The organism is Staphylococcus muscae (assembly GCF_003019275.1).
GTDB classification, from domain to species: Bacteria; Bacillota; Bacilli; order Staphylococcales; family Staphylococcaceae; genus Staphylococcus; species Staphylococcus muscae.
The window spans coordinates 1,856,745-1,869,681 of the sequence record NZ_CP027848.1; the positions used below are offsets into that span (position 1 = coordinate 1,856,745).

Consider the following 12,937-nt stretch of genomic DNA (forward strand, 5'->3'; position numbering starts at 1 on the left):
AGTGCATTTTGCTATAATAAAGACAGAGTTACGACAGTCACAAGGAGCGATAGCATGAGAGAATCAATCGGAATTGATATGGATGAAGTTTTGGCAGATACGTTCGGTGCAATTTTAGAGGAATTCAATGAACGTACGCAACTTGGTATCACAATCGAACAAATTATGGGTAAGAAGATATATGATATTATGCCAGAACATAAAAAAGTGATTCGTGAAATCTTGGAAGCGGATGGTTTCTTCGGTCGTTTACCTGTCATCAAAGACGCCCAAGAAGTTGTAGAGAGACTTGCTGAAAAATACGATGTATATATCGTGACAGCAGCAATGGATGTGCCGACTTCATTCCATGATAAGTATGAATGGTTGCGTAAATATTTTCCATTTTTAGATCCACAGCATTTCGTATTCTGTGGACGTAAAAATATTGCGGCTACTGATTATTTAATAGATGATAACCCAAAACAACTCAGTATTTTTAAAGGAAAATCGTTGATGTTTGGTGCACCACACAATCAAGGAAATACTGATTTCGAACGTCTTGAAAATTGGCGTGAAGTAGAAGCATACTTTTTGAAATAATCATCAACAGCCACCTGTTCCATTATCTAGGAAGGGTGGCTGTTCGTTTGAAAAGAGAAGACGTAAATAAGCACTTTCTCATTCAATGAGAAAGTGCTTATTTTATCATATATTGATTATTTAACACCTTGCATTAAGTTTTTAATGAATGGTGATGCGACGAATAGTAACACACCGATTGCAAGGGCAATACTTCCTGAATATAAGAAGTATTGGTTTGAGCTAATAGCTGTATAAACTGTCACCATTTGTGCATTGATACCTTGTGCCATGGCATTAGATAAGAACCAGACACTCATCATTTGCGCTGTAAAGGCTTCAGGTGCCAATTTAGTTGTTGTTGATAAACCAATTGGTGATAAGCAAAGCTCACCTAATGTAACGATTAAGAAGCTTGCGACTAACCAGAATGGGTTGATTAACTCTGCACCAGCAGATAAAGGAATCACCATGATTAAGTATGATACACCTGCTAATAATACACCGATTGCAAATTTGATAACAGTTGGTGGATTAAAGCGGCCAAGTTTCACCCATAATATTGAGAATAAAGGTGCAAAAGCGACGATGAACAGTGGATTCAATGATTGGAACCACGCTGGTGGAATGTGGAAGTCAATTAAACCACCCGTTACTTTTGCTAAGTCAAGTTGCGTTTTTGTATCTGCAAATTGTGCTAATACAGTTGAACCTTGTTCTTGAATCATCCAGAATGCCACAGATGCGATGAACAGTGGGATGTATGCATAGACGCGTTTGCGTTCGTAGTCTGCTGTTTTCTTGCTCGTAAGCATTTTTACGAAATAGAATAGTGGCAAACCAACACCTAAGAATGTAACAAAATTAGCGAAGTTTGCGATCGTAAGTTGACCTAACATAGCAAGAGATACACATACAATCACTACAACAATGGCAATCGCGCTTAAAATTTTGATGAATTTTGCACGTTCTTCTTTAGTCAATGGGTCAGGTACTTCTAACCCTGCTAAACCTAAATATTTTTTGTTCGTTAAGAAATATGTAAGTAGTCCAAAGAACATTCCGACAGCTGCAATAGCAAATCCAGCATGGAAACCAACATTGATTTGAGTCCAACCGATGATCAATGGTGAAATTAATGCACCTAAGTTGATTGACATGTAAAAAATGGTGAATGCTGAATCCATTCGTGGATCGTTCTTTTCATACAATAAGCCGACTGTTGAAGAAATGTTTGGTTTTAATAAACCTGTACCGATAATCAAGAATAGTAATGCGACTAATAAGAGTGTGAAGTTGTTCGGTAGTGATAGTAAAATATGCCCCACCATAATTAAAATACCACCATAGAACAGCGCATGTCGTGTACCGATAATACGGTCGGCAATCCAACCACCGATAACGCCACTCATGTAGATTAACGCCCCATACATTGATACGATCTGAAGTGCGACACCTTGATCGATACCGAAGCCACCTTTTGCAACAGAGTAATAAATGTAATAGGCTAAAATGGCTTTCATACCATAATAACTAAATCTCTCCCAAAACTCTGTGAAGAATAGGGTGCTTAGTCCTTTTGGGTGCCCGAAGAAACCTGTACGTGGTGTACTATTCAGGATTTCCTCTCTCGTGTAATGTTTGCTCATAATAATTCCCCTTTCCTTTCGTGAGAATAAATACTATTTTATACCTATTATCTGTTTTTAACAAGAAAATTCTGAAAAAATAATATGTTAGATTTGTTGTTATAAATTATTAAAAAAAGTGATGATTGCCGTTTGATTGAACACTTATGAAAACTGACACTTAAAAAGTGAAAGATTTCTAAGATGTTCATCATGAGACAACCATCACATGAATGCGTATAGTAGGCTGGAATTATCGATTATCAATCGTCTCTGGATAGAGATCATGATTCATCATACGATATTCAGCCATTTTTTCATATTTACTATTTGGACGACCATAGTTCGTATATGGATCAATTGAAATTCCACCGCGTGGTGTGAACTTACCCCATACTTCAATATAGTGTGGGTCCATTAAGTCGATGAGATCATTCATAATGATATTCATACAATCTTCATGAAAATCTCCATGATTCCGAAAACTGAACAAGTAGAGTTTCAGTGACTTTGATTCAACCATTTTCACATTTGGAATGTATGAAATATAAATTGTCGCAAAATCAGGTTGTCCAGTAATTGGACAAAGTGATGTGAACTCTGGACAATTAAATTTAACAAAGTAATCACGACCTTGATGTTTATTATCGAATGACTCGAGTACATCCGGGCGATAATCAAAGTTGTAAGTGTTATTTTGGTTACCAAGTAATGTAATATCTTGTAAGTCTTCTTTTGAACGTCCTTCAGACATCACAAGACCTCCTTTATCATTTAAGTTTTAGATTGTGACTGACGTCGATTAGGTGACGCTGAACGTCGTGCAACTTCAAACATATAATAGCTTGCAGTTAAAATGATGACGTAGCCAATGACCGCATAAAAATCAGGTGATTCCCCGAACAGGATAAAACCAATGAGTGCGGTAAATAAAATAGATGCATAAGTGAAAATAGAAATATCTTTGGCAGGTGCATAACTATAAGCAATTGTCACACCAATCTGTCCCACAGCGGCAGACAACCCAGCAAAGACTAAATAAGTGATTTGCATACTTGTCATAGGTTCATAAGTGAACAAGACGAATGGTAAAAGTGCCACAACAGAAAAGAATGAGAAATAGAACACAATTGTATAAGGTGCTTCTCGTGTGCTGAGTGCACGAACTGCAGTATAAGCAGCAGCTGCAAAGATACCAGATAGTAGACCAATAACTGCAGGTATTACATCGGATGAAAGTTCAGGTTGGACGACAAAGAACATACCGATAATCGCAACAATCATTGCAATGAATTGATAGCGCTCAATATGTTCTTTTAAGATGACTAAACTGAGTAAAATCGTCCAAAAAGGATTGAGTTTCATTAAGATGTCTGCATCACTTAATACCATATGATCGATGGCATAGATGTTGAGTAAAACACCTGTTAAGCCGAGCATTGATCGTGTAATTAGCAGAGGTTGGCTACTTAATTTACCAAAAAAAGGTTGTTTATATTTCAAGATGAAAAACAAAGGGATAAACATCGCTACAAAATTTCGTGCTAATGATTTCTGAAATACAGGTAAATCGCCAGCAAGACGAAAAAAAACTGCCATAAAGCTAAAACCAATAGCAGATATTAAGATTGCGATGATGCCTTTCATTTTTGAGTTCATGTAATCGCCTCTACATTAACTTAATTTTCAACGTTTCTATCGTAGCACAAAAGGAATGGTTGTGCTACATTTCAAATTTTTGCTTTTGAGATTGAAATGATGATACATTAGGTTCGTTGATTTTAAATAATAAATACATTACAAACGGAACATACGTTCTGTGGTAACTCTCTGGAATTACAATTCAAAAATTGAAACGATATGTTCAAAGAATTTTTAAAAAGTCCTACACATTGATACCATCGCTTTTTGATGCACTGTGCCAGCACGGTGATGTAATAGTTCAATATTTTTCCCTTCCCTTTATAGTACGAGTTAGGTATAATGAAGCACAGAATGTTGTATTCAAATAATACAACGCACACTACATATTGTGTTTTGTATTATTTGAATACACTGCATATATCTTATTGCTGTGTAACGAATAAGATATTATGCATGAATCAAATTCAAAAAATTGAAGGCGTTCTAAGTACTTTATGATTTTTATTTTCATCATGAATTCTTATGTACAAATTCTTTTTTATAGACAGGGAATGTATGTTCGTAATCAGAGTGTAATGAAATACATATCATGCTTTCTATTGGTAGGGATTTAGACATTATAAATTGTACGCTTAGAAATCGATAAACGCTGACCCAAACATGGGGAGCGTGTGTGAAAGGTGGTTGTTTCATGAGAGTGGTATATTATTCTTTTACTGGCAATGTTAGACGATTTCTCAAACGCACAGAATTAAATAATTTATATGAGATAACAGAAATAAATGCCTCTGAACCAGTTTCAGAGCCATTTATTTTAGTTACAGGCACAATTGGATTTGGTGAAGTACCAACACCTGTGACGGAATTTTTAGCGGTGAATCATCATCTGCTAAAAGGTGTAGCAGCAAGTGGTAACCGTAATTGGGGCAATAACTTTGCCAAAGCAGGGGTCACAATTTCAGAAATGTATCAAGTACCGTTACTTATGAAATTTGAATTACACGGTACTTTGAAGGATACGTTAGAATTTAAGGAGAAGGTGGTTAATTTTGATGAAAGCTATGGAAGAGAAGCAATACAATCATATTGAGTTAAACAATGAAGTGACGAAAAGAAACGAGAATGGCTTTTTTAATTTGGAGAAAGACCAAGAAGCATTGAATGTTTACTTGGAAGAGATTCATGACAAAACCGTCCACTTTGATAGCGAATTAGCCCGCCTTCATTTCTTAGTTGCAAATCAGTTCTACTACAATGTATTTAATGACTATACAGAAGAACAACTACAAGAGATTATTGACTTTGCGAATGGTTTGTCATTTAAGTTTGCGAGTTATATGTCTGCAAGTAAGTTTTTCAAAGATTATGCATTAAAAACAAATGATAAATCGCAATATCTAGAAAACTATCATCAACACGTAACGATTGTTTCATTGTACTTGGCAAAAGGTGATGTTGCGTTAGCAAAACGCTTTGTTCAAGCAATGATTGACCAACGATATCAACCAGCAACGCCAACATTTTTAAATGCGGGTCGTGCGAGACGTGGTGAGTTGGTGTCATGTTTCTTATTAGAAGTTGATGACAGTTTGAACTCAATTAACTTCATTGATTCGACAGCGAAGCAATTGAGTAAGATTGGCGGCGGTGTTGCGATCAACTTATCTAAGTTGCGTGCACGTGGTGAAGCAATCAAAGGAATCAAAGGTGTGGCAAAAGGTGTATTACCTGTTGCCAAAGCACTTGAAGGTGGTTTCAGCTATGCTGATCAACTCGGTCAACGTCCGGGGGCAGGTGCGGTGTATCTCAATATTTTCCATTACGACGTTGAAGAATTTTTAGATACGAAAAAAGTAAATGCCGATGAAGATTTACGTTTATCAACGATTTCAACGGGTTTAATCGTGCCGTCTAAGTTCTTTGACTTGGCGAAAGAAGGAAAGGACTTCTATATGTTTGCACCACACACGGTCGAACAAGAATATGGTATTACATTAGATGATATCAATATCGATGAATACTATGACCGCCTTGTTGAGAATCCAAATATTATGAAGAAACGTAAAGATGCACGTGAGATGTTGAACATGATTGCACAAACACAATTGCAATCAGGGTATCCATATTTGATGTTCAAAGACAATGCGAACCGAGTACATGCGAATAGTAATATCGGTCAAATTAAGATGAGTAATCTATGTACGGAGATTTTCCAACTTCAAGAAACATCTATTATTAATGATTATGGTATTGAAGATGAAATCAAACGTGATATTTCATGTAACTTAGGTTCACTGAATATCGTTAATGTGATGGAGTCTGATAAGTTCCGTGACTCAGTTCATACAGGTATGGACGCATTAACAGTTGTAAGTGATGAAGCAGATATTCAGAATGCACCGGGTGTGAGAAAAGCGAATAGCGAGCTTCATTCGGTAGGGCTTGGTGTGATGAACTTACACGGTTATTTAGCTAAAAACCAAATCAACTATGAGTCTGAAGAAGCGAAAGATTTTGCGAATGTCTTCTTTATGATGATGAACTATTATTCAATTGAACGTTCAATGCAAATTGCGAAAGAACGTGGAGAAGCTTTCAAAGGCTTTGAACAATCTGACTATGCAAGTGGACGTTATTTTGAACGTTATACGTCAGAAGCGTTTTTACCACAATTTGACAAAGTAAAAGCATTGTTTGGTCCACATGAAATCCCAACACAAGAAGATTGGCGTGCATTAGAAGCAGATGTTAAAAAGTATGGTCTTTATCATGCGTATCGTTTGGCAATTGCACCAACGCAAAGTATTTCTTATGTGCAAAATGCAACAAGTTCTGTTATGCCAATTGTTGATCAAATTGAACGACGTACGTACGGAAATGCAGAGACGTTCTACCCAATGCCATTCTTGTCACCACAAACAATGTGGTATTACAAGTCGGCATTCAATACAGATCAAATGAAGTTAATCGATTTGATTGCAACGATTCAAACACATATTGACCAAGGCATCTCAACAATTTTATATGTTAACTCAGATATTTCAACACGAGAATTGGCACGTCTCTATGTTTATGCACACCATAAAGGGCTTAAATCACTCTATTATACGCGTAACAAATTGTTGAGCGTTGAAGAATGTACAAGCTGTGCGATATAGAAGGAATGACGTAATAGAGCGATGAACGATGCGTGACTATTTGTGATCAGTGATGATCGTCACGCTATCATCATTCATGTTTAAATAATTCATATGTGAAAAATGATAGATAGGAGATTTTTATGTCAATGATTGCTGTTAATTGGAATACACAAGAAGACATGACGAATATGTTTTGGCGCCAAAATATTGCACAGATGTGGGTGGAAACGGAGTTTAAAGTTTCCAAAGACATTGCAAGCTGGAAAACATTAACGGAAGCTGAACAAGATGCATTTAAAAAGGCATTGGCAGGTTTAACAGGTTTAGATACACATCAAGCAGATGACGGCATGCCGCTCATTATGATGCATACGAAAGATTTGCGTAAAAAAGCAGTTTATTCTTTTATGGGAATGATGGAACAAATTCATGCGAAAAGTTATTCACACATTTTCACGACATTGTTACCCTCTAAAGAGACGAACGAATTATTAGATAAATGGGTGTTAGAAGAACCACATTTGAAGTTCAAATCTGAAAAAATTGTTGGTAATTATCATAAATTATGGAAAAAAGAAGCCTCTATTTATGATCAATATATGGCGCGTGTATCGAGTGTATTTTTAGAAACATTCCTGTTCTATTCTGGATTTTACTATCCATTGTATCTAGCGGGACAAGGCCGTATGACAACGTCTGGTGAGATTATCCGTAAAATTTTGCTTGATGAGTCAATTCATGGCGTGTTCACAGGTTTGGATGCACAAAGTTTGCGCAATGAACTATCCGAGAGCGAAAAGCAACAAGCCGACCGTGAAATGTACAAGATGTTAGAAGAACTTTATGCGAATGAAGAATCTTATACACGTAGTTTGTATGATCCAATCGGCTTAACTGAAGACGTCTTGAATTACGTTCGATATAACGGCAATAAAGCGTTATCGAATTTAGGTTTCGAGCCGTATTTTGAAGAGAGAGAATTCAATCCGATCATTGAGAATGCATTGGATACAACAACGAAAAACCATGACTTCTTCTCAGTAAAAGGTGATGGTTATACGTTAGCCTTGAATGTTGAAGCATTACGTGATGAAGACTTTTTATTTTAATGAATAAACTAAAGAAGCGGTACGCACATATGGAGATATGTGCGTACCGCTTCTTCGTTATACTTCAAAATAGTAATGGTAGTGAAGCTGACATCGACTGTTGAACGGGGCGTAGCAGTTGGGACACTGTATATGGTCCATATAGCTTTGAATCGTCATTTCATGCTGGCAAACACCACAAAGAATAGCTTTCGTATGATCAAAGCTGTTCGCTGGCCACTGTTCAGCTGGATGTGTTTCTGCTTCGTTATGGCAATGGATACAGGGATAGTATTTGTCGCAACACTTGAACTTGATAGCGATGATATCAAGTTCAGTGTGGTAATGCACACACCGTGTTTCGTTGTCGACAGTTGCGCCATAAATGTATACCATCTGACTTATCCTTCTGTTGATGTTTCATCAAGTGATTCGCCAATAATACGTACTTCACGTTCAAGATTGACATCAAACTTCTCTTTAACAACTTGTTGGACGTGTTTGATGAGATTTTCATAATCAGTCGCTGTGCCGTGATCAACATTAACCATGAAACCTGCATGTTTTTTAGAAACTTCGACACCACCGACACGGTGACCTTGCAATTGCGCATCTTGGATGAGTTTACCAGCAAAGTGACCGGGTGGTCGGCGGAAAACACTTCCACATGAAGGGTATTCAAGTGGTTGTTTTGATTCACGTCGTTCTGTAAGGTCATCCATCACAGCTTGGATGTCTTCTTGTTTGCCAGGCGCTAGTGTAAAAGTAGCTTCAAGTACAACGTAATGTTCACTTTGAATAATGCTGTTGCGGTAATCGAGCGCCAATTCATTGTGCGTGAGTTGAATCATATTACCTTTTTCATCGATGACACGTGCATAATCAATCACATCTTTGATCTCGCCACCGTATGCGCCAGCGTTCATGTACACAGCACCACCAACTGATCCAGGAATGCCACAAGCAAACTCGAGTCCTGTGAGTGATAAGTCACGTGCTTTGCGAGATACGTCAATAATCGCTGCACCACTTCCTGCGATAATATTAGCATCAGAAGATTGGATATGATTAAGTTCCAACAAACTTAAGACAATCCCACGAATTCCACCATCACGAATAATAATATTCGAACCGTTTCCTAAATAAGTCACTGGGATTTCGTTGTCATAGGCATATTTCACCACTTGTTGAACATCTTCATAACGTTTCGGTGAAATGTAAAAATCAGCAATACCACCTGTTTCTGTATACGTATATTTTTTGAGTGGTTCATCAACTTTAATAATGTCTGAGGGGATCATTTGTTTAAGGTCTTGCAAGATGTTCGAATTCATTCTGTGTAACATCCTTTCTATTATCATTATCTCTATTTTAACTGTTCTCAGTATGGAAAGTCATGTATCAGCTTTATAACATTGTACGAAGTTGTGAAAAAAGGGATTGTTTTCCTTCTTCGTAATCTCTGATCTTTTGGCTATCTGAAAATAATGCTTGCTTCTTTTCTGCAAAAAACGCACTTGCTTCTGATGATTCTGTCAGTAACTGATCAATCGCAATATACTCATCAAACAAAGGTGTGTTTCTCTGTATAATATGTAAGCGTACTTGTTGCTTCAAATCAGTTAGATTATGGAAGCGTGCCATCATTACCTTTTTATGGTACGTGTGATGTAGACGATAAAATCCTGCGTAATTAAGTCGTTTCTCATCTAATGATGTAATATCGTGTAAGTTATCAACGCCGACTAAAATATCTAAAATGGGTTCAGTCGGATAATTAAAATGTTTTGTTCCGCCAATGTGCTGAGTGGACTTAATTGGCGAATCTAACAAGTCAAATAGCAGTGTACGGTATGACTCATATTGATGTGCCATTTCTGCTTTGGTTAGATTGGTGACGAAGGGTTGAACATATGGATACATAGGCGCCTCCTCATAGTGTTGTGCAATAATTCTGCATTACTATAACACATATTATTTTCAAGTTAAATATGTTTCGGTATAATACGAAATGTTAAGGGGGCTAACATGAAAAAGATAAAGAAGCTATTAACATTGAGTATTATAAGTATCATGATGTTGACAGCATGTGGTGGACAATCACAACGGGATAAAGAGACGTTTGATGCACAGCTGTCACATGTTGAATCGAAAGAAAAAATATTTAATGAAACATTGGATGATTTGAAGCTCCATAAATTGAATCACTGGGTTAAAGGAGAAGCAACGGATAAACATAAAGAATCATTCCAAGAATTAGAAGAAAAGATTCATAAAGAATTAATACCTAAATTTAATGATTATCAACAAGAAGCCGAGAAATTACCAACGTCTAATGAAAAGTTAAAAGAGATAAAGCAACTTTATTTGAAGGGGCTAGAGGGAAAAGAACAAGAAATTGAACGTCTCAAACACTTTGTGTCTCAATATATCAAATCAATGGAGACGAATGAAAATATTTTAAATGATACCCAATCATTTGAATGGCATCGTGCACAAGTAGAGAGCTATATTGCAGATGCACAAACATCAGCAACAGGGGCAAAAGAAGCGGCTGCTTTGGAAGAGATATTGCAGAAAAATAATGAAGAGATTAAAAAAAGTGTAGAAGATGCAGGGGAGAATCCGGATGCACAAGTGTTTAAGTCACAGACAATCCCGCTCATTCAACAACAAATTCGTGCATTAAATCAAAAACAACTGCACAACAATTCAGTAAGTCAAGCACGTCAGAGCGCCATTGAGATGTATTATAACCTTGAACATTATTACAATGAACGTGCAAAGGCCATAGAATATAGTGCGTCACTTGAGAAGACAGATGTGAATAGTTTGATGACAGATTCTAAAGATCTCAAACATTATGATCGTGCATTTAAACAAGCGCACCAAGACTTGTAAGTGATTGAAGAGAGGTAAAAAAGGGTATGGTTAATAGATAGCGGATTACGAACATCACGAGACAGTCAATTTGCGTCAAAGTGTGTGATGAACAAACATATCAATATCGTACAAAAACACAACATAAATTAATGGTTAACAACAAGAATGATAATGTGTATAATGGTAAACGTTACGAAACGAATGTAAGATGGAAAGTTTGCCTAAGAGACGAATTGAAATTTTACTTAGAGGTGAAGAATAACATGGCGATTAAGCTAACTTCGATAGACCAATTCGAACAAGTCATTCATGACAATCATGATATTTTTATTTTGAAACATAGCGATACTTGTCCAATTTCAGAAAGTGCATTGGATCAATTTAACAAATTTTTGTATGAACGAGATATGGATGGCTATTATGTAGTCGTACAACAAGACAGAGCACTATCTAACTATATCGAAGAAAAGACAGGCATAAAACATGAAACACCACAAGCCCTTTATTTTGTGGAAGGGAATGTTGCATGGCATGACAGCCATCAAAATATTAATGTATCTTCGCTCGCTGAAGCAGAAGGATAATTAAAAGAAGAACGTGATAGGACTCTGAGTACAATGATGAGGAGGCGACACGTTCTTTTTTTATGGTATTTTGTGGTAAAATGAGACAATGATTGAACGAATGAGGTGACGAGATGAAAGTACTAGTAGCCGTGGATGCATATCAAGGGATTATTTCTAGCTACGAAGCCAATCGTTATGTTGAAGAAGCGGTGGCGAGTCAAATTGAAAGTGCTGATATTGTACAAGTGCCATTATTTAATGGACGTCATGAGTTATTAGAAGCAACTTTATTATGGCATTCAGGAACTCAGTATCAAATAGATGTTCACGATGCACAAATGCGTCCTGTGACCGCAACATATGGTCAAACTGATACAGGATTGACTGTGATAGAAGCGAGTCAGTTTCTCAGAGCAGACGTACCACCCATTCAACAGACGAGTTACGGGTTGGGCGAAATGATCAATGCGGCATTAGATCAAGGGACGAATCATATAGCGGTCTCTGTTGGAGGAACGCATGTCTTTGACGGCGGTGCAGGAATGCTTCAAGCGCTAGGTGTGCACTTTTATAACGATGATGGAGAAGAAGTGGACATGCGACAAGGCGTGGGACAAATCAAACACATTCGTCGTATCGATGTGTCAGAACTACGCGATGACCTTTATGATGCACGTATTCAAGTTTTGAGTGATTTTGACAGCCATTTTTATGGTAAAAAAAGCGAGATATTACAGCGCTATACAGAAGTGAGCATCACATATGAAGAAGCAGTGGAAATCGATAATTTGTTATGGTATTTCAGTGAATTATTTAAAAGTAACTTACACATTACTTTGGCACCGATTGAACGTGGAGGAGCAGGAGGTGGTATAGCCGCAATCTCAACAGCACTATTAGGTGCTGAAATTGTGACGAGTCACATACTTGTTGATCAAATTATGGGGTTGGAACAATTAGTGCAGCAGGCAGATTTGATTATCTTCGGTGAAGGCTTGAACGAACAAGATCAGTTAATCGAAACGTCTTCATTGCGCATTGCAGAGCTTGCCAAACAGTATGATAAGAAAAGCATTGCGATATGCGGTACAACGGATAAATTCGCACAGTTTGAAGCATTAGGTGTTACAGGAATGTTTAATACATTCATTGAAATGCCAAAAACATATACAGACTTCAAATTAGGTGTTCAGTTACGCAACTATACGATACAAGCGATTAAATTACTTAATGCATAATTGCTCTAAGTAATTAAAAGTGTATTGTTTCGTAAATTGTTGCGTTGTTCGATGAAAAAGGTGTACTGGATAGAATTAGTAGTTTTGAGTTAACTGAGTTTGTCTTAAGAAAACATTTTTTTATATTTAATATAGAAACCATATACTTTCGACGGTTCGATTTTTTCTTTCGTTAATAATTTAAGAGGT

The 12,937-nt window shown here is 36.9% G+C and carries 13 protein-coding genes; 7 read left to right on the top strand and 6 right to left on the bottom strand.

Translation table 11 applies throughout. The features are described 5' to 3' along the window. The first annotated feature begins 54 nt into the window (after positions 1-54). Positions 55-582 carry a 5' nucleotidase, NT5C type gene (locus C7J88_RS09120; RefSeq protein ID WP_095115552.1) on the top strand — a complete coding sequence of 176 codons (528 nt, stop codon included), beginning with the start codon at positions 55-57 and terminating at the stop codon, positions 580-582. A gap of 116 nt (positions 583-698) precedes the next feature. Here the strand turns inward: C7J88_RS09120 and C7J88_RS09125 are convergent, their stop codons facing one another. The 3 genes from C7J88_RS09125 to C7J88_RS09140 form a co-directional block, all read right to left on the bottom strand. Then, positions 699-2,210 (bottom strand): peptide MFS transporter, encoded by a 1,512-nt coding sequence (locus tag C7J88_RS09125; RefSeq protein WP_095115554.1) that lies wholly within the window; start codon positions 2,208-2,210, stop codon positions 699-701. 232 nt (positions 2,211-2,442) lie between these two features. Beyond that, positions 2,443-2,943 carry a preQ(1) synthase gene (gene queF, locus C7J88_RS09135; RefSeq protein ID WP_095115556.1) on the bottom strand — a complete coding sequence of 167 codons (501 nt, stop codon included), beginning with the start codon at positions 2,941-2,943 and terminating at the stop codon, positions 2,443-2,445. Positions 2,944-2,963: 20 nt separating this feature from the next. Next, positions 2,964-3,848: a DMT family transporter gene (locus C7J88_RS09140; protein ID WP_095115558.1), complete on the bottom strand. Its 885-nt coding sequence runs from the start codon at positions 3,846-3,848 to the stop codon at positions 2,964-2,966. 676 nt (positions 3,849-4,524) lie between these two features. Between C7J88_RS09140 and nrdI the strand changes: the two genes are divergently transcribed. The 3 genes from nrdI (at position 4,525) to nrdF (ending at position 8,082) form a co-directional block, all read left to right on the top strand. Then, a complete protein-coding gene (nrdI, locus tag C7J88_RS09145; RefSeq protein WP_095115560.1) occupies positions 4,525-4,923 on the top strand; it encodes a class Ib ribonucleoside-diphosphate reductase assembly flavoprotein NrdI in 399 nt (132 codons plus the stop codon). Next, complete coding sequence (nrdE, locus tag C7J88_RS09150; RefSeq protein ID WP_095115562.1) at positions 4,886-6,991, top strand: class 1b ribonucleoside-diphosphate reductase subunit alpha; 2,106 nt, start codon at positions 4,886-4,888, stop codon at positions 6,989-6,991. The genes nrdI and nrdE overlap by 38 nt, the downstream gene beginning before the upstream one ends. 128 nt (positions 6,992-7,119) lie before the next feature. Then, positions 7,120-8,082 (top strand): class 1b ribonucleoside-diphosphate reductase subunit beta, encoded by a 963-nt coding sequence (gene nrdF, locus C7J88_RS09155; protein ID WP_095118108.1) that lies wholly within the window; start codon positions 7,120-7,122, stop codon positions 8,080-8,082. Positions 8,083-8,139: 57 nt separating this feature from the next. Here nrdF and C7J88_RS09160 read toward each other — a convergent pair whose 3' ends face one another. From C7J88_RS09160 to C7J88_RS09170, 3 genes are all read right to left on the bottom strand, one after another. Next, a complete protein-coding gene (locus tag C7J88_RS09160) occupies positions 8,140-8,457 on the bottom strand; it encodes a CHY zinc finger protein (protein WP_095115564.1) in 318 nt (105 codons plus the stop codon). Positions 8,458-8,462: 5 nt separating this feature from the next. Further along, complete coding sequence (gene murB / locus C7J88_RS09165) at positions 8,463-9,395, bottom strand: UDP-N-acetylmuramate dehydrogenase (protein ID WP_371866978.1); 933 nt, start codon at positions 9,393-9,395, stop codon at positions 8,463-8,465. A gap of 73 nt (positions 9,396-9,468) precedes the next feature. Further along, the gene (locus C7J88_RS09170; RefSeq protein ID WP_095115568.1) at positions 9,469-9,984 is read right to left on the bottom strand and encodes a GrpB family protein; all 516 of its coding nucleotides are present in this window, start codon (positions 9,982-9,984) and stop codon (positions 9,469-9,471) included. Between the two features lie 105 nt (positions 9,985-10,089). On the opposite strand from C7J88_RS09170, the gene C7J88_RS09175 reads away from it, so the two are divergent. From C7J88_RS09175 to C7J88_RS09185, 3 genes are all read left to right on the top strand, one after another. Then, positions 10,090-10,962 (top strand): EMYY motif lipoprotein, encoded by an 873-nt coding sequence (locus C7J88_RS09175; RefSeq protein WP_095115570.1) that lies wholly within the window; start codon positions 10,090-10,092, stop codon positions 10,960-10,962. Positions 10,963-11,207: 245 nt separating this feature from the next. Beyond that, positions 11,208-11,528, top strand: coding sequence for a bacillithiol system redox-active protein YtxJ (gene ytxJ, locus C7J88_RS09180; RefSeq protein ID WP_095115572.1), 321 nt, complete (start codon positions 11,208-11,210; stop codon positions 11,526-11,528). Between the two features lie 113 nt (positions 11,529-11,641). Further along, on the top strand, positions 11,642-12,748 hold the full coding sequence (locus tag C7J88_RS09185; RefSeq protein ID WP_095115574.1) for a glycerate kinase: 1,107 nt from the start codon (positions 11,642-11,644) through the stop codon (positions 12,746-12,748). The last annotated feature ends 189 nt before the right edge of the window (positions 12,749-12,937 follow it).

Coding starts and splice junctions, on each gene's coding strand:
- C7J88_RS09185 (WP_095115574.1), top strand. CDS start 11,642: ATGAAAGTACTAGTAGCCGTGGATGCATATCAAGGGATTATTTCTAGC.
- ytxJ (WP_095115572.1), top strand. CDS start 11,208: ATGGCGATTAAGCTAACTTCGATAGACCAATTCGAACAAGTCATTCAT.
- nrdF (WP_095118108.1), top strand. CDS start 7,120: ATGATTGCTGTTAATTGGAATACACAAGAAGACATGACGAATATGTTT.
- murB (WP_371866978.1), bottom strand. CDS start 9,395: ATGAATTCGAACATCTTGCAAGACCTTAAACAAATGATCCCCTCAGAC.
- queF (WP_095115556.1), bottom strand. CDS start 2,943: ATGTCTGAAGGACGTTCAAAAGAAGACTTACAAGATATTACATTACTT.
- C7J88_RS09140 (WP_095115558.1), bottom strand. CDS start 3,848: ATGAACTCAAAAATGAAAGGCATCATCGCAATCTTAATATCTGCTATT.
- nrdI (WP_095115560.1), top strand. CDS start 4,525: ATGAGAGTGGTATATTATTCTTTTACTGGCAATGTTAGACGATTTCTC.
- C7J88_RS09160 (WP_095115564.1), bottom strand. CDS start 8,457: ATGGTATACATTTATGGCGCAACTGTCGACAACGAAACACGGTGTGTG.
- nrdE (WP_095115562.1), top strand. CDS start 4,886: ATGAAAGCTATGGAAGAGAAGCAATACAATCATATTGAGTTAAACAAT.
- C7J88_RS09120 (WP_095115552.1), top strand. CDS start 55: ATGAGAGAATCAATCGGAATTGATATGGATGAAGTTTTGGCAGATACG.
- C7J88_RS09175 (WP_095115570.1), top strand. CDS start 10,090: ATGAAAAAGATAAAGAAGCTATTAACATTGAGTATTATAAGTATCATG.
- C7J88_RS09170 (WP_095115568.1), bottom strand. CDS start 9,984: ATGTATCCATATGTTCAACCCTTCGTCACCAATCTAACCAAAGCAGAA.
- C7J88_RS09125 (WP_095115554.1), bottom strand. CDS start 2,210: ATGAGCAAACATTACACGAGAGAGGAAATCCTGAATAGTACACCACGT.